The sequence below is a fragment of the Microvirga splendida genome (genome assembly GCF_016427565.1).
In the GTDB taxonomy this organism is placed as follows: domain Bacteria; phylum Pseudomonadota; class Alphaproteobacteria; order Rhizobiales; family Beijerinckiaceae; genus Microvirga; species Microvirga splendida.
In genome coordinates this window covers 1-18,957 of the sequence record NZ_JAELXT010000037.1, presented here as the reverse complement: position 1 = coordinate 18,957, position 18,957 = coordinate 1, and the positions used below count along the sequence as shown (strand labels likewise).

At 66.4% G+C, this 18,957-nt stretch carries 21 protein-coding genes; 12 read left to right on the top strand and 9 right to left on the bottom strand.

What is annotated here, in order from left to right; genetic code table 11:
* Positions 1–113 precede the first annotated feature (113 nt).
* Positions 114–1,424, bottom strand: a complete 1,311-nt coding sequence (gene mnmE / locus JAO75_RS21745; protein WP_199051292.1) for a tRNA uridine-5-carboxymethylaminomethyl(34) synthesis GTPase MnmE — start codon at positions 1,422–1,424, stop codon at positions 114–116.
* Positions 1,425–1,548: 124 nt separating this feature from the next.
* On the opposite strand from mnmE, the gene JAO75_RS21740 reads away from it, so the two are divergent.
* On the top strand, positions 1,549–3,573 hold the full coding sequence (locus JAO75_RS21740; RefSeq protein ID WP_199051290.1) for a thioredoxin domain-containing protein: 2,025 nt from the start codon (positions 1,549–1,551) through the stop codon (positions 3,571–3,573).
* A gap of 9 nt (positions 3,574–3,582) precedes the next feature.
* Here the strand turns inward: JAO75_RS21740 and JAO75_RS21735 are convergent, their stop codons facing one another.
* Positions 3,583–4,092 carry an Lrp/AsnC family transcriptional regulator gene (locus tag JAO75_RS21735; protein WP_199051288.1) on the bottom strand — a complete coding sequence of 170 codons (510 nt, stop codon included), beginning with the start codon at positions 4,090–4,092 and terminating at the stop codon, positions 3,583–3,585.
* A 121-nt stretch (positions 4,093–4,213) separates the two neighbouring features.
* Between JAO75_RS21735 and JAO75_RS21730 the strand changes: the two genes are divergently transcribed.
* Positions 4,214–5,134 (top strand): DMT family transporter, encoded by a 921-nt coding sequence (locus JAO75_RS21730; protein WP_199051286.1) that lies wholly within the window; start codon positions 4,214–4,216, stop codon positions 5,132–5,134.
* Between the two features lie 85 nt (positions 5,135–5,219).
* Here JAO75_RS21730 and JAO75_RS21725 read toward each other — a convergent pair whose 3' ends face one another.
* From JAO75_RS21725 to hemE, 4 genes are all read right to left on the bottom strand, one after another.
* Positions 5,220–6,596 carry a DUF2254 domain-containing protein gene (locus JAO75_RS21725; protein ID WP_199051284.1) on the bottom strand — a complete coding sequence of 459 codons (1,377 nt, stop codon included), beginning with the start codon at positions 6,594–6,596 and terminating at the stop codon, positions 5,220–5,222.
* Positions 6,597–6,733: 137 nt separating this feature from the next.
* Positions 6,734–7,999: a transcription termination factor Rho gene (rho, locus tag JAO75_RS21720; protein ID WP_199051282.1), complete on the bottom strand. Its 1,266-nt coding sequence runs from the start codon at positions 7,997–7,999 to the stop codon at positions 6,734–6,736.
* A gap of 299 nt (positions 8,000–8,298) precedes the next feature.
* Positions 8,299–8,721: a protoporphyrinogen oxidase HemJ gene (gene hemJ, locus JAO75_RS21715; protein WP_199051324.1), complete on the bottom strand. Its 423-nt coding sequence runs from the start codon at positions 8,719–8,721 to the stop codon at positions 8,299–8,301.
* 7 nt (positions 8,722–8,728) lie between these two features.
* Complete coding sequence (gene hemE / locus JAO75_RS21710) at positions 8,729–9,766, bottom strand: uroporphyrinogen decarboxylase (protein ID WP_199051280.1); 1,038 nt, start codon at positions 9,764–9,766, stop codon at positions 8,729–8,731.
* 380 nt (positions 9,767–10,146) lie between these two features.
* Between hemE and JAO75_RS21705 the strand changes: the two genes are divergently transcribed.
* From JAO75_RS21705 to dnaQ, 5 genes are all read left to right on the top strand, one after another.
* The gene (locus JAO75_RS21705; RefSeq protein ID WP_199051278.1) at positions 10,147–10,977 is read left to right on the top strand and encodes a pyruvate, phosphate dikinase/phosphoenolpyruvate synthase regulator; all 831 of its coding nucleotides are present in this window, start codon (positions 10,147–10,149) and stop codon (positions 10,975–10,977) included.
* A gap of 3 nt (positions 10,978–10,980) precedes the next feature.
* Complete coding sequence (locus JAO75_RS21700) at positions 10,981–11,598, top strand: Maf family protein (protein WP_199051276.1); 618 nt, start codon at positions 10,981–10,983, stop codon at positions 11,596–11,598.
* Positions 11,599–11,716: 118 nt separating this feature from the next.
* Positions 11,717–12,565, top strand: a complete 849-nt coding sequence (locus JAO75_RS21695; RefSeq protein WP_199051273.1) for a shikimate dehydrogenase — start codon at positions 11,717–11,719, stop codon at positions 12,563–12,565.
* Complete coding sequence (gene coaE, locus JAO75_RS21690) at positions 12,562–13,167, top strand: dephospho-CoA kinase (RefSeq protein WP_199051271.1); 606 nt, start codon at positions 12,562–12,564, stop codon at positions 13,165–13,167. Before JAO75_RS21695 ends, coaE begins: the two co-directional genes overlap by 4 nt.
* Positions 13,168–13,182: 15 nt before the next feature.
* Positions 13,183–13,902: a DNA polymerase III subunit epsilon gene (gene dnaQ / locus JAO75_RS21685; protein ID WP_199051323.1), complete on the top strand. Its 720-nt coding sequence runs from the start codon at positions 13,183–13,185 to the stop codon at positions 13,900–13,902.
* A 36-nt stretch (positions 13,903–13,938) separates the two neighbouring features.
* Here dnaQ and JAO75_RS21680 read toward each other — a convergent pair whose 3' ends face one another.
* The gene (locus JAO75_RS21680; protein WP_199051270.1) at positions 13,939–14,319 is read right to left on the bottom strand and encodes an alpha/beta hydrolase; all 381 of its coding nucleotides are present in this window, start codon (positions 14,317–14,319) and stop codon (positions 13,939–13,941) included.
* A gap of 15 nt (positions 14,320–14,334) precedes the next feature.
* Here JAO75_RS21680 and JAO75_RS21675 point away from each other — a divergent pair, with 15 nt between their 5' ends.
* On the top strand, positions 14,335–14,595 hold the full coding sequence (locus JAO75_RS21675; protein ID WP_199051268.1) for a hypothetical protein: 261 nt from the start codon (positions 14,335–14,337) through the stop codon (positions 14,593–14,595).
* Positions 14,596–14,766: 171 nt separating this feature from the next.
* Here the strand turns inward: JAO75_RS21675 and secB are convergent, their stop codons facing one another.
* Positions 14,767–15,246, bottom strand: a complete 480-nt coding sequence (gene secB, locus JAO75_RS21670) for a protein-export chaperone SecB (protein ID WP_199051267.1) — start codon at positions 15,244–15,246, stop codon at positions 14,767–14,769.
* Positions 15,247–15,510: 264 nt separating this feature from the next.
* Here secB and JAO75_RS21665 point away from each other — a divergent pair, with 264 nt between their 5' ends.
* The 4 genes from JAO75_RS21665 to JAO75_RS21650 all read left to right on the top strand — a co-directional run bounded on the left by JAO75_RS21665 (position 15,511) and on the right by JAO75_RS21650 (position 18,401).
* A complete protein-coding gene (locus JAO75_RS21665) occupies positions 15,511–16,233 on the top strand; it encodes a Tim44/TimA family putative adaptor protein (protein WP_199051265.1) in 723 nt (240 codons plus the stop codon).
* A gap of 62 nt (positions 16,234–16,295) precedes the next feature.
* Positions 16,296–17,414 (top strand): murein transglycosylase A, encoded by a 1,119-nt coding sequence (gene mltA, locus JAO75_RS21660; RefSeq protein WP_246742646.1) that lies wholly within the window; start codon positions 16,296–16,298, stop codon positions 17,412–17,414.
* A complete protein-coding gene (locus JAO75_RS21655; protein ID WP_199051261.1) occupies positions 17,411–17,974 on the top strand; it encodes a Smr/MutS family protein in 564 nt (187 codons plus the stop codon). Before mltA ends, JAO75_RS21655 begins: the two co-directional genes overlap by 4 nt.
* 4 nt (positions 17,975–17,978) lie before the next feature.
* Complete coding sequence (locus tag JAO75_RS21650) at positions 17,979–18,401, top strand: helix-turn-helix domain-containing protein (protein WP_199051259.1); 423 nt, start codon at positions 17,979–17,981, stop codon at positions 18,399–18,401.
* Here JAO75_RS21650 and JAO75_RS21645 read toward each other — a convergent pair.
* Positions 18,398–18,957 (bottom strand): LysE family translocator (locus JAO75_RS21645; RefSeq protein WP_199051258.1); only part of this gene is annotated, 560 nt, incomplete at its 5' end. The genes JAO75_RS21650 and JAO75_RS21645 overlap by 4 nt on opposite strands.

The following is an 18,957-nucleotide window of genomic DNA, read 5'->3' as shown; positions in this document are numbered from 1 at the left end:
CCCGTCCACAGGCTATCCAGAGCGGATTCAGCACCGTTCCACCGATTCGTGAACAGCCGAAATCAGGACTCGCACAGATTCGCCAAATGGTTATCGGCGCCCCGCGGGCCTGCCTATTTGCCGATGCAGAAGCTGGAGAACAGCCGATCCAGCACGTCCTCCACATCCACCCGGCCGGTGATCTCGCCGATGGCCCTGGCCGACAGCCTCACCTCTTCGGCAGCCAGTTCCAAGGGTCCCCGGCCGACCAGCATGGCGCGCGCGCGAACCAGCGCTTCATGGGCTCTGCCTAAGGCTTTTCGATGGCGCTCGCGGGTGATGACCGCATCCCCCTGCCCCATCAGGCTCGCGGCTTCTGCCTCCAGGCGGGCGATCAGTTCCGGCAGACCCTCGCCTGTGGCGGCCGCGACCATCACATCGCAATCCTGCCTGAAAGGCTGCAGGTCGGCTTTCGTCCCTACCTTGAGCAGGCGCCGCGCGGGAGGCGGCGCACTCCCCTCCCCGTCCGGCGGCACCAGCCAGAGCACGAGGTCCGCATCCTGCGCGCGGGCGCGGGCGCGGGAGACGCCCTCCTGCTCGATCAGGTCGGCGCTCTCACGCAGGCCCGCCGTATCGACGATGATCACCGGCAGGCCGCCGAGGTCGCAATGGACCTCGATCACGTCACGGGTCGTGCCGGCGATGGGCGATACGATGGCCACATCCCGCCGGGCGAGGGCATTCAGGAGGGTCGACTTGCCGGCATTGGGCGGGCCTGCCAGCACCACGGTGAGACCCTCGCGCAGCCGCTCGCCGCTGCGGTTGGCGAGCGCCCGGCCGATCTCCTCCTGGATGCCGTCGATCATGCGCAGGATTTCGACCTCCAGATCCTCCGGCACGTCGCCCTCGTCGGAAAAGTCGAGGCTCGCCTCGAGGAGCGCCAGGACCCGCAGGATGCTCTCGCGCCACTCCTCCGTGGCATTTCCCAGGCGCCCGCCGAGCTGGAGCATCGCTTGCCGGCGCTGCGCCTCTGTCTCGGCGTCGATGATGTCGGCCAGGCCCTCGACCTGGGACAGATCCATCCGGCCGTTGAGGAAGGCGCGGCGGGTGAACTCGCCGGCTTCCGCCGGACGGCAGTTTGCGATGGAGGAGAGCGCGCGTAGCACGGCGGCGCGGGTCGCCAGGCCGCCGTGGATGTGCAGCTCGGCCTGGTCCTCGCCGGTAAAGCTCCCCGGCCCCGGCATCCAGAGCACGAGCGCCTGATCCAGGGGCTCGCCCGACACGGGATCGCGCAAGGTCCGCACCACCGCTCGACGCGCCGCCGGCACGCCCCCGGTCATCGCCTGCAGGATCGCCCGGCTCTCGGGCCCGCTGATCCGGATCAGGCACACGGCGGCGCGGCCCTGGCCGGAGGCGATGGCGAAGATCGTGTCGTCAGACCGCATGCGTGAACCTCGTGAGGAGAACAGGACTTAACCTTGGAGAAGCCCTAAATCAAAGGCATCCGGGACCAATCCGTATGCGGATCGATCAGTCCGCCGGGTTGCCCCGGGATCAGGAGCAGGAAAGATGAACCGCCTGAAGGATGCCTCGTCCCCCTATCTCCTGCAGCACCGGGACAATCCTGTCCATTGGTGGGAGTGGGGACCGGAGGCCCTGGCCGAGGCCCGGCTTCAGGGCAAGCCGATCCTGATCTCCATCGGCTATGCCGCCTGCCACTGGTGCCATGTGATGGCCCATGAGAGCTTCGAGGACGCCGACGTCGCCGAGGTGATGAACGAGCTCTACGTGAATATCAAGGTCGACCGGGAGGAGCGGCCCGATGTGGACCATGTCTACATGAGCGCCCTGCACCTCCTGGGCGAGCCCGGCGGCTGGCCGCTCACCATGTTCCTGACGCCGGAGGGCGAGCCGTTCTGGGGCGGCACCTATTTCCCGAAGGAGCCGCGCTTCGGCCGCCCCGGCTTCATCCAGGTGCTGCGCGAGATCAGCCGCCTCTATCACGGCGAGCCCGAGCGCATCCTCAAGAACAGGGACGCGATCAAGCAGCACCTTGCCAAGGTGGAGACGGGCGGCGGCGGCACCCTGGGGCTGGCCGATCTCGACCGCATGGGCCTGCGCCTGACGGAGCTGATCGACACGGAGCATGGCGGGCTTCAGGGCGCGCCGAAATTCCCCAATCCGCCGATCCTCGAATTTCTCCTGCGCTATGCCCGCCGCAATAACGACGGCGCAGCGCGGCATCGCTTCCTGCTGACCCTGGAGCGCATGGCGCTCGGCGGCATCCAGGATCACCTCGGCGGCGGCTTTGCCCGCTACTCCGTCGACGAGCGCTGGCTGGTGCCGCATTTCGAGAAGATGCTCTACGACAATGCCCAGCTCCTGGAGCTCTATGCGCTGGGCTTCGCGGAGACCGGCCGCCCCCTCTTCCGGCAGGCGGCGGAGGGAATCGTCGCCTGGCTCGAACGGGAGATGACCACGCCGGAGGGTGCCTTCGCGTCCAGCCTCGACGCGGATTCGGAGGGCGAGGAGGGCCGGTTCTATGTGTGGAGCTTGGCCGAGATCCGGGAGGTGCTGGGCGAGGAGGATGCGGCCTTCTTCGCCCGCGTCTACGACATCACCCAGGAGGGCAACTTCGAGGGTCACAACATCCCGAACCGGCTGATCTCCGGCGAGGCACCGCCCGCCGTGGAGGAGCGGCTGGCCGGCATGCGGGCAAAGCTCCTGGAGCGGCGGGCGTCGCGGGTGCGGCCCGGCCTCGACGACAAGGTGCTGGCCGACTGGAACGGCCTGATGATCGGCGCCCTCGTGCGGGCCGCTCCCCTGCTCGGCCGGCCTGACTGGATCGCCCTCGCACAGCGGGCCTACCGTTTCGTGTCCGAGTTCATGAGCCGCGAGGGCCAGCTCGGCCATTCCTGGCGCGGCGGCTCCCTGATCTTCCCGGGCTTCGCCCTTGATCATGCCGCCATGATGCGCGCGGCGCTCGCGCTGTTCGAGGCCACGTCGGATGCCTCCTATCTCCGGGATGCGCAAACCTGGCGTGACGTCCTGCTCGCCGAGTTCATGGTGGAGGAGACCGGCTGCCTCGCGATGACCGCCCAGGGAGCGGACCCGCTCGTTGTCCGTCCCCAGCCGGTTCATGACGAGGCGGTGCCGAACGCCAACGGGGTCTTCGCCGAGGCCCTCGTGCGCCTGGCGCAGATCACGGAGGCCGAGGACGACATCCAACGTGCGGGCGACATCGTGAGTCGGCTCATCGGCGTCGCCCGCTCCTCCCCCTTGAGCCACACCTCGATCCTCAACGCCCTCGACCTGCACCTGAGGGGCCTGAGCATCGTCGTCACGGGAAACAAGGTGCAAGCCCTCCATGAAGCGGCCCTGCAGGTTCCCTATCCCGACCGCAGCGTCCGGCTGCTGCGCGAAGGCGAAGCCCTGGACGAGAACCACCCGGCCAAAGCCCTCGCGGCCTCGGGCGTGGAGGCCCAGGCCCTCGTCTGCGCCGGCCAGCGCTGCTCGCTGCCGGTCAGGGATGCGGAGGGATTGAAGGCGCGGGTGCGGGAGATGATGGCGTCGGATCCCGGCAGTCCGGCATAGGCCTCTGCCTCAGCAATCCGGCTCCGGTTTCGCCCCTTCCCGCTTCAGATGCGTCAGCGGAAGAGCCGCGTCGGATTTCACCCGGGTCAGGGCGAAGTTGGAGCGGATGTCGCCGATCATCGGCAGGGTCAGGAGCGTCTCGGTGAGGAGACGCTCATAGGCCTTCAGGTTCGGCACCACGATCTCGGCCATGAAGTCGGCGGTGCCGGAGACCATGTGGCAGGCCACCACCTCGGGCATGGCCTGGAGCGCCGCCTGGAGCGCCTGCGCATTGTCGCGGGAATGCTTCTCGACCTTGATCTCCACGAAGACCGTGAGCCCGAGGCCGACCGATTCCCGGTCGAGCACCGCCCGGTAGGTGCGGATGAAGCCGTCCCGCTCGAGGCGGCGGACCCGGCGCAGGCATGGCGAGGGAGACAGCCCGACCTGATCGGCCAGCTCCTGGTTGGTCAGGCGCCCGTCCGCCTGCAGGGCCGAGAGGATCCGCAGGTCGATTCCGTCGAGGTCGATGTAGGGCATAGGCTCACCGCAACTCCGCACCGGCGCAATTTTCTGCCAAGAACATGCACCCTGCAAGCCGAACTTCGCAAGGACATGCCCTGCCCCGCAAGCCTATGCTCCTGGGCAAAGGAGCCTTGCCATGTCCGACATCGCCTGCACAACGCCGCGCCCCTCCGCCCGCCCTGCGCTTCTCGGCTGGCTGGCGGCGCTCGCCACCGTGACGATCTGGGCGCTCTGGGCCGTCGCCACCCGCCACGCGGTCACGCACGACCTGCCGCCCGCCGCCGTCGGCGTGCTGCGCTTCGGGGTGCCGGCCCTGGTGCTGATTCCTTTCAGCTGGCGGATCGGCCTCTACCCCAAGGACCTGAGTCCCTTGAAGGCCCTCGGGCTCCTCGGCTCGGGCGCCCCGTTCTTCCTCATCGTGGCGTGGGGCATGCAGTTTGCCCCGGCGGCGGAGATCGGCCCGCTCCTGCCCGGCACCATGCCGCTCTTCGTGGCCCTCATCGGCTGGCTGGTCTTCGGGGAGCGGATCGGAGGCATGCGGGTTCTCGGCTTCGGCCTCATCCTGGCCGGGGTCGTCTGCATCGGCGGGTATGGCGTGCTGTTTGCCGGCAACGGTGCCTGGCGCGGCCATCTTCTGCTCCTCACCGGCGCCTGCCTGTGGGGCGTCTACACCCATGCCTATCGCCGCTCCGGCCTGTCGGCGTTCCAGGCCGCAGCCCTGATCGCCCTCTGGTCCTTCCTGGGCCTCCTCCCCTTCGGCCTGCCGCCGCTGGTCCGGGCCCTCGGCGACGGCCTGGGCGGACCGATTCTCCTCCAGGCCGTTCTTCAGGGATTGGTGGCGGGCGTTGCCGGCATCGTGCTCTACGGCATCGCCATCGACCGCCTCGGCGCGTCCCGTGCGGCAGCGGTGTCGCCCCTGTCCATCGTGCTCGCGGCCCTGATCGCCATTCCCGTTTTGAAAGAAATCCCAAATCCCGCGGCCTGGACCGGGATAGTTTTGGCGACTCTGGGCGTTGTGTTGGCCAGCGGCATCTTCAGTCAGGGCTCCAAGCCATGAGGATGCAAGGGTCTCGGACAACACAGGAGCGCCGATGTTCTTTTTCTTCTCGAACCGCATGGGCTGCGCGGGCTCGCTGCTGGTTTCAGCCGTGCTGACCCTGATCGTGCTGGCGTTCCTGGGAGTGTTCTGACGCGGCCGCAGCTTCAGCCCTCGCCTTCCCGCAGGCTTCGATCGCCTTCAGGAAGCTGTGCGCGACATCGTTGCGGTCCGCGGGTTCGGCCACGTCGCGCTCGGCGGCCGCCTTGATCAGATGGGCGTGGCGGATGAGCCCATCGCGTTGCTCCTCCAGACGGATATGCTCGGCAAGACGCCGGATGGCTTCGAGCATGTGGATCAGCACCGCCGGATGGGTGGACGCGGCCTGGCGGATCTGATGGAAGGCCGCGTCGAAGATCCCCTCGTAGGTGGTGACCTGCCGATGGATGCGGACACGTCCCGCACGGTCGCGCACGGTCTCGGCGGGAAGGCACCGCCCCATGACCTCGGAGAGGCCTGCCCGCAACCGGTCGACCACGACGGTCGCGGTGAAGGGATCGTTGATCCCCGGCGAAAGGGCACGCAGGGCCACCTCCACCAGATGGCGAATGGGAAACTCCAGATCCTGGGTCGGGGTGCGCTCGTCACCGCTGACGATGAACGCGCCGATCTCCTCGCGGACCTTCATAGGTTCGCCGGTCGGCGGGTAGACCAGAACGCGCTTGTCGCCGTTGACGATGAAATCGCCGGCGCGGAAATCAAGCCGCACGACGACGTCGTGCTTCTCGGTCCATTCGAGGATCTCGTCGTAGTCGATGGCCTGGACATAGCCTCCGTAAGGCAGCTCGATTTGCTCCGCCTTCTCGTCGAAATCGGGGGGGAGGTCAGGAGAGGCGTGCTCCGGCGGACGCCCGTCGAGCTTCGGAAGATCCTCCACGGCATCGTGCAGTTCCCGGCGCACCCGCCGCACAACCTCGTCGGCCACCACCAGACGGGCCACCCCCTGGATAAACGTGATGAGCGCCAGAACGCAGATGAGGGACAGAACCGTGCCCACGGTCACGGAGGCATGCGGCACCTGCGGCATGGGCGCATTGCCGTGGATCGAGCGCAGCACGATCACATTGTACACGATGGTCATCGAGAAGATGCCGAGCACGATCTGGGTTCGCAGATCGGACCGGAAAATGCGGATGAGCCGCGGGCCATAAGAATTGGCCGCCAGGGTGATCGCCACAACCGTCACGGAGAAGGCCATGCTGGCCATGGTGATGACGGCGGTGAGCAGAGTGGAGATGAGATTGCGGGCATCCTGCCCATCGCCGCTGTTGATCCACCAATGCGCCTGATCCTCGAATCCGTTACCCGCATCCACCCAGAGCAAGGTGGCCGCGAGGCCGACTCCCACAGCACTCAAACCGGATGGGATCAGCCACAGGCTTGTTCTGAGATTGTCCCAGATCGTCAGCAACCAGTTCAGCATGCCGACTCAACGCTCAAGCTAACGGTGCAGGTTCCCTCCCAGCCACGGTTCGTGAGCGGCAACAAAAAACCCCACCCTCCAGACCGGAGGATGGGGTGGGAATTCCGCAGGCGGATGGTCCGCCTCAGGTGTTCCGATCAGGTGTTCATGGAGTCGAAGAAGTCCTGGTTCGACTTGGTCTGACGCAGCTTGTCGAGCAGGAACTCGATGGCGTCCACCGTGCCCATCGGGTTGAGGATGCGGCGCAGCACGTACATCTTCTTGAGCGTGTCGGCCGGGACCAGCAGCTCTTCCTTGCGGGTGCCCGAGCGGGTGATGTCGATGGCCGGGAAGGTGCGCTTGTCGGCGACCTTGCGGTCGAGGATGATTTCCGAGTTGCCGGTGCCCTTGAACTCTTCGAAGATCACCTCATCCATGCGCGAGCCGGTGTCGATCAGCGCGGTCGCGATGATGGTGAGCGAACCGCCCTCCTCGATGTTGCGCGCCGCACCGAAGAAGCGCTTCGGGCGCTGCAGGGCGTTGGCGTCCACACCGCCGGTGAGCACCTTGCCGGAGGACGGCACCACCGTGTTGTAGGCGCGGCCGAGGCGCGTGATGGAATCCAGCAGGATCACCACGTCGCGGCCGTGCTCCACGAGGCGCTTGGCCTTCTCGATCACCATCTCGGCCACCTGCACGTGGCGGGTCGCCGGCTCGTCGAAGGTGGAGGCCACGACCTCGCCCTTCACGGAGCGCTGCATGTCGGTGACTTCCTCCGGGCGCTCGTCGATGAGCAGCACGATGAGGTAGCACTCGGGGTGGTTGGTGGTGATCGACTGCGCCACGTTCTGCATCAGCACGGTCTTACCCGTGCGCGGCGGCGCCACGATGAGGGCGCGCTGGCCTTTGCCGATGGGCGACACGATGTCGATGATGCGCGGCGAGAAATCTTTTCGCGTCGGATCGGCGATTTCGAGGTTGAAGCGCTCGTGCGGGAAGAGCGGCGTCAGGTTGTCGAAGTGAACCTTGTGCCGGATCTTCTCCGGATCCTCGAAATTGATGGTGTTGACCTTGAGCAGCGCGAAGTAGCGCTCGCCCTCTTTGGGGCCGCGGATCGGGCCGTCCACCGTGTCGCCGGTGCGCAGGCCGAACTTTCGGATCTGCGAGGGCGACACGTAGATGTCGTCGGGACCGGGCAGGTAGTTCGAATCGGCCGAGCGCAGAAAGCCGAAGCCGTCCTGCAGCACCTCGACGACGCCCGCGCCGATGATCTCCACCTCGCGCGCCGCCAGCTGCTTGAGGATGGCGAACATGAGCTCCTGCTTGCGCATGGTGCTCGCGTTCTCGACCTCGAGCTCCTCGGCGAAGGCGATGAGTTCGGTCGGCGTCTTGGATTTCAGGTCTTGAAGCTTGATTTCCCTCATCGGGGAACACTCTCGGGGTAAGGTCGCGGGCAGGAAGGGCTGGACGCGGGGAGATTGAGGAAAACGTTGGACAGGGCCGCCGGGTTCACGAACCGTGACTGGAGAGCCCTGAGGGCCCGTGCAGCGCACCTGTCTTTGAGGAAGAGAACTCTTATGTAGCCTTTTTCCGGACAAGTCTCAAGAGGCTTTGGATTACAACCTTCGTGAGCGTCATCCTGGACGCAGCCCAGATCCGGATCGGGTAGCCGCAGTGTCATTCCCGGCCGGAGCTGAGGGGAATGACACTGCCGGAGCCCAAATCAAAACGGCTTCACGATCACCAGGATCACGATGCCGATCATCAGCACGGTCGGCACTTCGTTGAGGATGCGATAGTATTTCGCCGGGCGCGTGTTCCGGTCGGCGGCGAATTCCTTGAGGCGGCGCACATAGACCCCGTGCAGGCCGGACAGGATCACCACCAGCAGCACCTTCGCGTGCAGCCAGCCGGAGGTGTACCAGCCGCCGTCCCAGACGAGATAGAGGCCGAGCACCCAGGTGACGATCATGGCCGGGTTGATGATCGCCTTGAGCAGGCGCCGCTCCATGATCTTGAAGGTCTCGGACTGGATCGAGTCCTTCGGTGCGTCGCAATGATAGACGAACAGGCGCGGCAGGTAGAGCATGCCGGCCATCCAGGCGATGACCGCGATGACGTGGAACGCCTTGAGCCAGAGATACAGCATTGCCTCACGCCCCCCGGACGCGGGCGATCATCTGCGCCACGTGCTCGACCGGGGTCTCCGGCAGGATGCCGTGCCCGAGATTGAAGATATGCGGACGCCCGCGCACCGCCTGGAGGATGTGATCGATCCCCTGCTCCAGCGGCTGTCCGCCGGCGATCAGGGCGAGCGGATCGAGGTTGCCCTGCGTGGCGAGCGTGTTCGGCAGGGTCGGGAGCACGACGGCCGGATCGAGGGTCCAGTCGAGCGCCAGCCCGTCGCCGATCCCGGCCGCGGCGAAGCGGTGGAGATTGGCGCCGCCGCCGCGCACGAACACGATCACCTTGGCCTGCGGCCGCGCCGCTTTGAGGCCCTCCACCATGCGGCGGATCGGGTTGAGCGACAGGCGGTCGAAGAGCGCCGGCGGAAGGGCCGAGCCGAAGCTCTCGAAGATCTGCACGGCCTCCGCGCCCGCATCGATCTGGCGGATGAGATAGGCCGTGGAGGCGCGCACCAGCCGGTCGATGAGCGCATCCATGAAGGCCGGATCGCGATAGGCGGTGATGCGGGCCGGCGCCTGGTCCGGGGTGCCCTTGCCGGCGATCATGTAGCTCGCCACCGTCCAGGGCGCGCCGCAGAAGCCCAGCAGCGTGGTTTCCTTCGGCAGGCTCTTGCTCAGGCGGTCGAGGGTCTCGAACACGGGATCGAGCCGCTCCAGCGGCAGCTCGTCGGCCAGCCTGGAGAAATCCTTGGCTTCGGTGATCGGATCGAGCTTCGGCCCCTCGTTCTCGACGAAGCGCACATCCTGGCCGAGCGCATGGGGGATGACCAGGATGTCGGAGAACAGGATCGAGGCATCGAAGCCGAAGCGGTGGATCGGCTGAAGCGTCACCTCCTCGGCAAGCTTCGGATTGTAGCAGAGATCGAGGAAGGAGCCGGCTTGGCGACGGGTCTCCCGGTATTCCGGCAGATAGCGGCCGGCCTGGCGCATGATCCAGATCGGCAAGGGCCAGACCGGCTCGCCGTTCAGCACACGCAGGATCGCTTTGGTGGGACGCTCGCTCACAGGCCCTCTCTTAAAAGAATAATCTTTGAATCTAAGAATCTGATGTTTCTCTTGGGCCGTGAATCACGAAGCCGCAACCCCGTCCACAGGCGGTCCACATCGCCCGAGGGCTTAAGGGTTCATTAACGGATGGGGCGGGTCCGCCACAATCCTTTCCGAAATCTTAAATCTTAACAGCCCGTTAACGAAGGTTAACCAAACCTGAATCGAATTCTTGGCCCTGATTCGTGCCGGATTCTCCCAAGTTGAGGTTTTGAGACTCGCACAACGGGGAGCCTTGTTGATGGGATCGGCCGAATCCCACAGGCCCTTTTGCTGGACCTCTTCCCCTGAGCGTTTTATCCACACTGATCGACTCCTTTTCATGGAGGCATCGGGCCGTGGGACGCAGCTATTTCCATCTCCATCTCGTCTCCGACTCGACGGGCGAAACGCTCATCACCGTCGCCCGCGCGGTGGTGGCGCAATACGAGGGCGTGGCCGCCATCGAGCACGTCTATCCGCTCGTGCGCTCCACCACCCAGCTCGAGCGCGTGCTCCACGAGATCGAGACCGCGCCCGGCATCGTGCTCTACACCCTGGTCGAACAGGACCTCGCCAGTCGGCTCGAGGAAGTCTGCCGCGCCACCGGCTCGCCCTATCTCTCCGTGCTCGAGCCGGTGCATGCCCTGCTCTCCTCCTATCTCGGCACGCACTCGACGGCGCGTCCCGGCGCGCAGCACATGCTGAACGCCGAATATTTCAAGCGCATCGACGCCATGAACTTCACGCTCCTGCACGACGACGGGCACCTGCCGCACGATCTCGACGATGCGGACGTGATCCTGGTCGGCGTGAGCCGGACCTCGAAGACGCCCACCTCCATCTATCTCGCCAATCGCGGGCTCAAGACCGCCAACATTCCCCTCGTGCCCGGCGTGCCGCCGCCGGCGATCCTGGAGACGGCCAAGACCGCGCTGATCGTCGGCCTCGTGGCGACCCCGGAGCGCATCGTGCAGATCCGGCAGAACCGGTTGCTCAGCCTGAACGCCGACGACGATACCTCCTACGTGGACCGCGAGGCGGTGGCCGAGGAGCTGGCGGCCTCCCGGCGGCTCTTTGCCCGCAACGGCTGGCCGGTGATCGATGTGACCCGGCGCTCCATCGAGGAGACGGCGGCGGCGATCATCGATCTGCACCGCGACCGCCGCCAGCGGCTCAGCGCGGAATAAGCCATGCCCGCCCTCTGGACCCCTTCGGAAAAGCTGCTGCTGGCCTCCACCAGCGCCACCCGGTTGACCCTGCTCGTGAGCGCAGGACTCCCGGTGGAGACGCAAGGCTCCGGCATCGACGAGCGAGCCGTCGAGGAAGCGGCCGCCCATGAGGGCCTCGACCCGCCATCCCTTGCGGCACGCCTTACGGCGGAAAAGGCCCTGGCGGTCAGCCGCCGCCACCCGGACCGGGTGGTGCTCGGGGCCGACCAGGTGCTCGCCTGCGACGGGCAGGTGTTTCACAAGCCGGCGGATCGCGGGGAAGCCCGTCTTCAGCTCGAGCGCCTCGCCGGCCGCGAGCACTCCCTTCATTCCGCCGGAGCCCTTGCGGTCGGCGGGCAGATTGTGGAGCGGTTCTCGGAGCGCGCCCGCCTCACCCTGCGGCCGCTGACGGACGAGGCCATCGACCTTTATCTCGACCTCGCCGGTCCCGACGTGCTCAAGAGCGTCGGCGTTTACCAGCTCGAAGGGTTCGGCATCCATCTGTTCGAGGCGGTCGAGGGCGACCATTCGACCATCCTGGGCCTCCCCATGCTTCCGCTTCTCGCCGCCCTGCGCCGCCTCGGCTGCCTGGCTCTTTGAAGCCTCGAACCCAAAAGTGGATTCCACTTTTGGGATTGAATCCGATGCATTCTTCTTGGATTGAGAGCATCGTTAACGCGGCCCTCCGGGTCCGCACGATGCTCTGGGACAAGAATTCATGACGAAGGCCTTCGTCGTCGGCCATCCGATCAAGCATTCCCGCTCGCCGCTGATCCATGGCCACTGGCTGAACGCTTACGGCCTCGACGGAACCTACGAGCGCATCGACGTGGCGCCTGTGGATTTCGGGGATTTCTTGACGGGCTTCCATGCGCAGGGCTTCGCGGGTGGGAACGTGACGCTGCCGCACAAAGAGGCGGCCTTTCTCGGCGTCGGCCGTAGAACCGAGCGGGCCCAGCGGGTCGGAGCGGTCAATACACTCTGGGTGGAGGACGGCGTGCTCTGGGGCGACAACACGGATGCGCTCGGCTTCATCGGCAATCTCGATGCCACGCTGGGGACAGGGTGGGAACAGGATGTGGACACCGCCCTCGTGCTCGGCGCAGGCGGCGCCGCCCGAGCCGTGGTGGCGGGCCTTCAGGACCGGCCCCTCAAGCGCATCTTCGTGGCGAACCGCACCGGGTCGAAGGCCGAGGATCTCGCCCGCGATCTCAGGCCGGGCAGCTCGGTTCTGATCGAGACCGCCGCCTGGGAGGCGCTCGCGCGGGTGATCCCCCATGCCCAGCTCATCGTCAACACCACGTCGCTCGGCATGGCCGGCCAGCCGCCTTTGGCCATCGACCTCTCCCGCGCGCCCCGCAGCGCCGTGGTGGCCGACATCGTCTACGTGCCCCTCGAAACGCCCCTTCTCACGGCCGCGGCCGCACAGAACCTGAGAGTTGTGGACGGTCTCGGGATGCTGCTGCACCAGGCGGTGCCGGGCTTCCGCCGCTGGTTCGGCGTCACGCCCGAGGTCACGCCGGAGCTGCGGGCCCTGATCCTGGCCGATCTCGAGACGGCCCGATGACCTTCGTGCTCGGCCTCACCGGCTCCATCGGCATGGGCAAATCGGCCACGGCCGGTCTCTTCCGCAAACTCGGCGTTCCGGTCCACGACGCCGATGCCGCCGTGCACCGGCTCTATCGCGGCCGTGCCGCGCCCCTGATCGAACAGGCGTTTCCCGGCACCGTGACGGACGGCGCCGTCGACCGCACCAAGCTCGGTGCCGCCGTTCTGAACGATCCGACGCGCATGAAGCAGCTCGAAACCATCGTGCATCCCCTGGTGCGGGAGGAAGAGGAGAATTTTCTTGCACGGGTTTCCGCTCTGGCGCCCATCGCCGTGTTGGACATTCCCCTGCTGTTCGAGACCGGAGGCGACAGGCGCTGCGATGCGGTGCTCGTGGTCACGGCGCCGCCCGGCGTGCAGCGTGAGCGGGTGCTCGCCCGGCCCGGCATGACGGCGGAGAAATTTTCTGCCATCCTGGCCAAGCAGATGCCCGACGCCGACAAGCGCGCCCGGGCGCATTTCCTGGTCGACACCAGCCGCGGCTTTGCCTCCGCCGAGGCGCAGGTGCGCTCCATTCTCGCCTGCCTCGCCGGCCGTCCCGGACGGCACCGCCGCTTTTGATGAAGAGTTTTTATGATGTTGCGTGAAATCGTTCTCGACACCGAGACCACCGGTACCAGTCATGCCAGCGGCGACCGGGTGATCGAAATCGGCTGCGTGGAGATGCTCAACCACATCCCCACGGGGAAGAATTATCACGTCTACATCAACCCGGAATGCCCGGTCTCCCCGGGAGCCTTCGCGGTCCACGGGCTCTCCGACGAGTTCCTGGCCGACAAGCCGGTCTTTGCGGCGATTGCGGACGAGTTCGCCGACTTCATCGGCGATGCCCGCCTCGTCATCCACAATGCCGCCTTCGACATCGGCTTCCTGAATGCGGAATTCGCCCGCACCGGACACCGGCAGTTCAACCTGGCCGATGCGGTCGACACGCTGGCCGTGGCCCGGCGCAGGCACCCGGGCGCGGCCAACAACCTCGATGCGCTCTGCACCCGTTACGGGATCGACAATTCCCGGCGCACCAAGCACGGGGCGCTCCTCGACGCCGAGATCCTGGCCGAAGTCTATATCGAGCTGATCGGCGGCCGGCAGGTGGGCTTCGACCTTTCCCTGCAGCCGACCGCCCGTCGCAGTGCCGCCGCGGCGGAACGGGCTGCCCGGGAGGCGCGGCCACGCACCCTGATCTCCCGCCTGACGGAGGCCGAGCGCGCCGCCCACGAGGCCTTCATCCAGTCCATCGGACCGAGCGCGATCTGGAACGAGTATCTCGGCGAGACGAAGCCGGAGGCTTCTTGAGACGGGATCCCTCGTGTTCCGACGAGCGCCCGGGCATCAGCTCATCACGAAGCGGCAAACACCGTCGGTAAGGGAGGCCAGAAACGCGTTCCGGTCAGGATACGGATCCGTGATGTGGGGCGGCAGCTCGTGCATGAAGGTGAAATGGCCGGCCTCTTCCACCACGCGAATCTCGACCGGTGATCTCGGTTCCAGCGCTTCTTTCAGGAATGCCGCCTGCGCCGGAGGGGTCACCGTATCCTTTGCCCCGGCCCATGCGAGGATCGGCGCATCAACTGCCTCCAGGGCGCCCGGCGCCCGAAAGAAATCCATGGCCGGGGTGAAAAGCACCAAACGGTCGAAGTTGAATTTCGGCGCTATGGATACCGTCTGTCCGGCAAGCGTCTGAGCACGGCCTCCCGCCATCACGAGCACCATCGTGGCACCGATCGAATGACCTATTCCGGCGACCGGAAGGCGCTCTCGCGCGAACGTGCGAACAGCCACTTCAAGGCTGCGCGCTCGCGCCTGCAGCTCATCCTCGCGGGGCACTGGGGATGCCAACGGCTCGAAATGCGGCGCTATCACCGTACAGCCCTGCTGCGCGAGAGCGTGCAGCAGCGGAAGGTGGCGCCGCGGATCCCCACCCCGAGCGGCAGCGAACAAGACCGAGCGGGAGGGCTGTGCCGCTTCATGCACCACAACCTCGAATGAGCGCGCGCCATCGCTTAATGGCGAAGTGAAGAAGCGAGACTTGTCCATCAACGATCGGAATTGTGTAACATGCAGGCCGAGCTATAACGCAGCGGGCGTCAACCGCAAAAAGAAGATCGGGCGAAGCCTTCGCCTCGCCCGATCTGAAAAAACCAGTTCCCGCGCGTCAGCTTACGACAGCGTCTGGGCGCCGTTCTCCTGCCCCTGCACCTCTGCGGCGCGCTGGCGGTAGAGGGCCACGAAGTCGATCGGGTCGATGTAGAGGGGCGGGAAGCCGCCGTTGCGCACCGCATCGGCCACCATCTGGCGGGCGAAGGGGAAGAGCAGGCGCGGGCACTCGATCATCACCACCGGGTGCAGCTGGTCCTGCGGGATGTTCTGGATGCGGAACACGCCCGAATAGGTGAGCTCGAAGGCGAACAGCACGTCCTTGCCGCCGATCTTGGCATCGCCCTCGAGGGTCAGGTCGATCTCGAAATCGGCCTCGGCGAGCTGCTTGGCGTTCACGTTCACCTGCAGGTTGATCTGCGGACCTTCCGTCTGCTGCTGCAGGGAGCGGGGCGCGTTGGGGTTCTCGAAGGAGAAATCCTTGCAGTACTGCGCAAGGGCGTTGAGCGAGGGCGCTCCGTTGTTTGCCGCATTCTCGGCCATGGTTTCATGCTCCCTAGGAGGTTGTCTCGTCGAGCCCGGGCGGAACACCTCGTCGAGCGAAGTGGCTGCGGCGGCGGGCCATGGATCTTCGCGCTACCATGCTTCTCATGCGGGAAGCAAGATTTTGAGCCAACTCATTCGCTTGTCGGGGGCAGAGGTGGATGTTACGACCTCAAGACCCCATATGCGAAGGATGACACCTTCGCCTCCTCAAAACAACGCCCGGCGACAACCGGGCGCGGGCAGGCTCACAACGGATCGACGATGCAGGATTCCTTCGACATCACGACCCTCATTTTCATTGTTCTCGCTGTCTTCGTGATCTGGCGCCTCCGCTCCGTGCTGGGGCAGAAGACCGGGAACGAACAGCCGCCCTTCGATCCGATGGCACGCCGGGATGCCCCCTTGCGCCCGGGCAACGCGCCGGCCGAGCCCGATCACAATGTGGTGCGCCTTCCCGGGGCCAACGGCCCGCGTCCCGCCGCCGAAGTTCCTCCGGCCGAGCGCTGGAAGGGCATCGCCGAGCCCGGTTCGCCCACGGCCCAGGCGCTGGACGGCATCGTCCGCATCGAGCCGGATTTCCACCCCGCCGAATTCCTGGAGGGAGCCAAGTCCGCCTACGAGATGATCGTCACGGCCTTCGCGCAGGGCGACCGCAACACCCTCAAGGATCTGCTCTCCCGCGAGGTCTATGAAGGCTTCGAGCGGGCGATCACCGAACGTGAGCGCCGGGGCGAGACGGTGGAGACCACCTTCGTGTCCATCGACAAGGCCGAGATGGCCGGGGCCGAGCTCCAGGGCAAGAACGCCCAAATCGTGGTGCGCTTCCTGTCCAAGCTGATCACCGCCACCCGCGATACCTCCGGGGCCGTGGTGGACGGCAGCCTCGAGACCGTGGCCGACGTCACCGACGTGTGGACCTTCGCGCGCACCCTGGGCAGCCGCGATCCCAACTGGCTGCTCGTGGCGACCGAAGCGGGGCAATGATCCATGCCGGGCGGGTCCTTTTCGCCTGTCTCCTTGCCAGCCTCAACATCTGGACGCTGAGCATGTCCGGTGCCGCGGCCGGAACGGGCCTGAAGGACCTTGCGCGCCTGGAGCCCCTCGCCTTTGCGGACCTCGCCGGCTGGGACGCGGACGATCACGCGGCGGCTTACCGGGCCTTCCTGCGCTCCTGCCGGGCCGTTGATGCGGCATCCGCCGAGCTGCGGCCGGCACAGGCGCCTCAAAGGGACCTTCTCGCCATCTGCCGTGAGGCTCTGAAGACGCCCGACGCTGGCAGGGCCGAGGCGAAGCGCTTCTTCGAGACGCATTTCCGGCCCCGCCTGGTCGTGCCCCACACGGGCGGCGGCTTTCTCACGGGCTATTACGAGCCCGAATTCGAGGGCTCGCGCACCCCGGACGCCACCTACAGGGTTCCCCTGCTCGACCGGCCCCAGGACCTCGTCACGATTCCTCAGGGCGAGACCCTGCCGGGGATCGAGAAGGGCCTTCAGGCGGCACGGCGCACGGCCAACGGCTACGCGCCCTATCCGGATCGCGCCGCCATCGAGGACGGTGCCTTAGGCGATCTCGCCCGGCCTATCGTCTGGCTTCGCGAGCCGGGCGAGGCCTTCATCATCCATGTGCAGGGCTCGGCCCGCATCCGCCTGACCGACGGCTCGGTGATGCGGGTGGCCTATGCGGGCCGCAACGGCCGCCCCTACACGTCCATCGGCCGGCTGCTGGTGCAGCAGGGCGCAATGGACCTGGAATCCATGACGCTCGCCAAGCTCATGGGCTGGCTGAAGGACCACCCGGAGCCGGCCAAGGCCCTGATGCGGCAGAACGGATCCTACATCTTCTTCCGCGAGGCTGCGGAGCTGGCGCCGGAGGACGGCCCCATCGGGGGGGCAGGCCATCCGCTCGTGCCCGGCCGGAGCCTCGCCGTCGACCGGTCGCTCTGGGCCTATGGGCTGCCGGTCTGGCTCGACGGGCAGCTTCCGCTGACGCTCGAACAGGCGGAGCCGCTTCGGCGGCTCATGATCGCCCAGGATACGGGCTCGGCTATCGTCGGCCCGGCCCGGGGCGATTTCTTCTTCGGCAGCGGCGAGGAGGCGGGGCGCCAGGCCGGGCTCCTGCGCCACCCGGTGCGCTTCGTGGTCCTTGAGCCCAAACCCCGTTCATGACCCGCAAAAGCCGCACCCGCCAACTCAGCCCCGAGGAGAAGCGGCTCTGGTCCCATGTGGCCCGGCACGTGAAGCCCATGCAGGGCAAAGCCCTGCCCCCTGAACCGGAGCCCGGCGAGGCGCCGGCCCCCATGCCTGCCGCCGTCTCATCATCCCCGGCCCTGCCCCCTCTTCCGGCTCCGGCCAAACCCGCCATGCCGCCGCTGGCTCCCGTGGAGCGCAAGACGCTCCAGGCCCTGCGTCGCGGCCGCAAGGACGTGGACAGCGTCATCGACCTGCACGGGATGCGCCAGGAGGAGGCCCATTTCGCCCTCCTGAGCTTCCTGCACCGCGCACAGGGCTCCGGCCACGCGCTCGTCCTCGTGATCACCGGCAAGGGCGGTGCGGCGGTGAGCAACGGCCTGTTCGAGGAGCGCGGGGTTCTCAAGCGCATGGTGCCGCACTGGCTGCGCCTGCCCGACCTGCGCCACCTGGTGGTGGGTTTCGAGGAGGCCTCTCCCCAGCACGGCGGATCCGGTGCACTCTATGTCAGGCTCCGCCGGCGGCGGGGTGTGGGGTAAACGCATGACTCCCTTCGGCGAACGGGTGCGGCAGCTGCGCCAGGAGCGCGGGCGCATGTTGAAGGACATGGCCGCCCATCTCGGCGTCTCCAGCGCCTATCTCTCGGCGCTGGAGCGCGGCGAACGCGGCAAGCCGACCTGGACGCTGATCCAGGGCGTGCTGCAGTACTTCCACATTATCTGGGACGAGGCCGACGAGCTCACGCGCCTCGCCGACCTTTCCGATCCCCGGGTGAAGATCGACACGGCCAACACCGACCCAAAGGCGACGCTGCTGGCGAACCGCCTGGCGCGGGAGATCCGCGATCTCACGCCTGAGGAGCTCGACGCTATGATGGCGGTGCTCGACCGGGCGCAGGAACGGGAGCGGAAGGCCGCTCCTTCCCTTGATGACGTTCAAGTGCCCTCGACCGTCGGTAACCGCTAGGATTTTTGAAGCCCGAAGCCTTCTGCCATCAGGCTCAGCCCCAAACCGCCCATGATGGCACCGGCCGCGCGATCAACCCAGTGCTTGAACTTGAGGTAGATCGAGCGGGGGCCGTGTGCGGAGAAGGCGAAGGCAACGGTCGCGTACCAGGCGGCTTCCACCAGGAAAATCAGCGGCGGCAGCACCATCAGCATCCATGCGGGCGGAGAAGCAGGAAGCAGGGCTGCAAAGATACCGGCGTACACGATGGCGGTTTTCGGATTGCTGATCTGAGTCACGAACGCGAAGGAAAAAGATCGCAAAAAGGATGCTTTCTCAGCTTTATCGAAGACATGCGTCTCCGGAACAGTCACAGGATCGGCGGCGCCGCGCCAGATGCGAATGCCGAGATAGAGAAGATAGGTGCCGCCGAGCAGCTTCAGAGCAAGGTAGAGCCACTCGATCTGCAGGAGCAGAGCACTGAGTCCGAGAAGTGCCAATTGTATGGTCCGGCCGTGCGTCGCAAGATGATGTTGGCAGAGTGACAAACGTGAGAGCTGCATCAATGTATTCGGCC

Excerpts from the sequence above, each read along its gene's own strand:
- JAO75_RS21680 (WP_199051270.1), bottom strand. The coding sequence starts at position 14,319 with ATGGTGCTCGTGATGGCGGGAGGCCGTGCTCAGACGCTTGCCGGACAG.
- JAO75_RS21655 (WP_199051261.1), top strand. The coding sequence starts at position 17,411 with ATGACCCGCAAAAGCCGCACCCGCCAACTCAGCCCCGAGGAGAAGCGG.
- JAO75_RS21740 (WP_199051290.1), top strand. The coding sequence starts at position 1,549 with ATGAACCGCCTGAAGGATGCCTCGTCCCCCTATCTCCTGCAGCACCGG.
- coaE (WP_199051271.1), top strand. The coding sequence starts at position 12,562 with ATGACCTTCGTGCTCGGCCTCACCGGCTCCATCGGCATGGGCAAATCG.
- JAO75_RS21735 (WP_199051288.1), bottom strand. The coding sequence starts at position 4,092 with ATGCCCTACATCGACCTCGACGGAATCGACCTGCGGATCCTCTCGGCC.
- dnaQ (WP_199051323.1), top strand. The coding sequence starts at position 13,183 with ATGTTGCGTGAAATCGTTCTCGACACCGAGACCACCGGTACCAGTCAT.
- JAO75_RS21695 (WP_199051273.1), top strand. The coding sequence starts at position 11,717 with ATGACGAAGGCCTTCGTCGTCGGCCATCCGATCAAGCATTCCCGCTCG.
- mnmE (WP_199051292.1), bottom strand. The coding sequence starts at position 1,424 with ATGCGGTCTGACGACACGATCTTCGCCATCGCCTCCGGCCAGGGCCGC.
- mltA (WP_246742646.1), top strand. The coding sequence starts at position 16,296 with ATGTCCGGTGCCGCGGCCGGAACGGGCCTGAAGGACCTTGCGCGCCTG.
- JAO75_RS21725 (WP_199051284.1), bottom strand. The coding sequence starts at position 6,596 with ATGCTGAACTGGTTGCTGACGATCTGGGACAATCTCAGAACAAGCCTG.
- JAO75_RS21675 (WP_199051268.1), top strand. The coding sequence starts at position 14,335 with ATGACCTATTCCGGCGACCGGAAGGCGCTCTCGCGCGAACGTGCGAAC.
- JAO75_RS21730 (WP_199051286.1), top strand. The coding sequence starts at position 4,214 with ATGTCCGACATCGCCTGCACAACGCCGCGCCCCTCCGCCCGCCCTGCG.
- JAO75_RS21665 (WP_199051265.1), top strand. The coding sequence starts at position 15,511 with ATGCAGGATTCCTTCGACATCACGACCCTCATTTTCATTGTTCTCGCT.
- JAO75_RS21650 (WP_199051259.1), top strand. The coding sequence starts at position 17,979 with ATGACTCCCTTCGGCGAACGGGTGCGGCAGCTGCGCCAGGAGCGCGGG.
- secB (WP_199051267.1), bottom strand. The coding sequence starts at position 15,246 with ATGGCCGAGAATGCGGCAAACAACGGAGCGCCCTCGCTCAACGCCCTT.
- rho (WP_199051282.1), bottom strand. The coding sequence starts at position 7,999 with ATGAGGGAAATCAAGCTTCAAGACCTGAAATCCAAGACGCCGACCGAA.
- JAO75_RS21700 (WP_199051276.1), top strand. The coding sequence starts at position 10,981 with ATGCCCGCCCTCTGGACCCCTTCGGAAAAGCTGCTGCTGGCCTCCACC.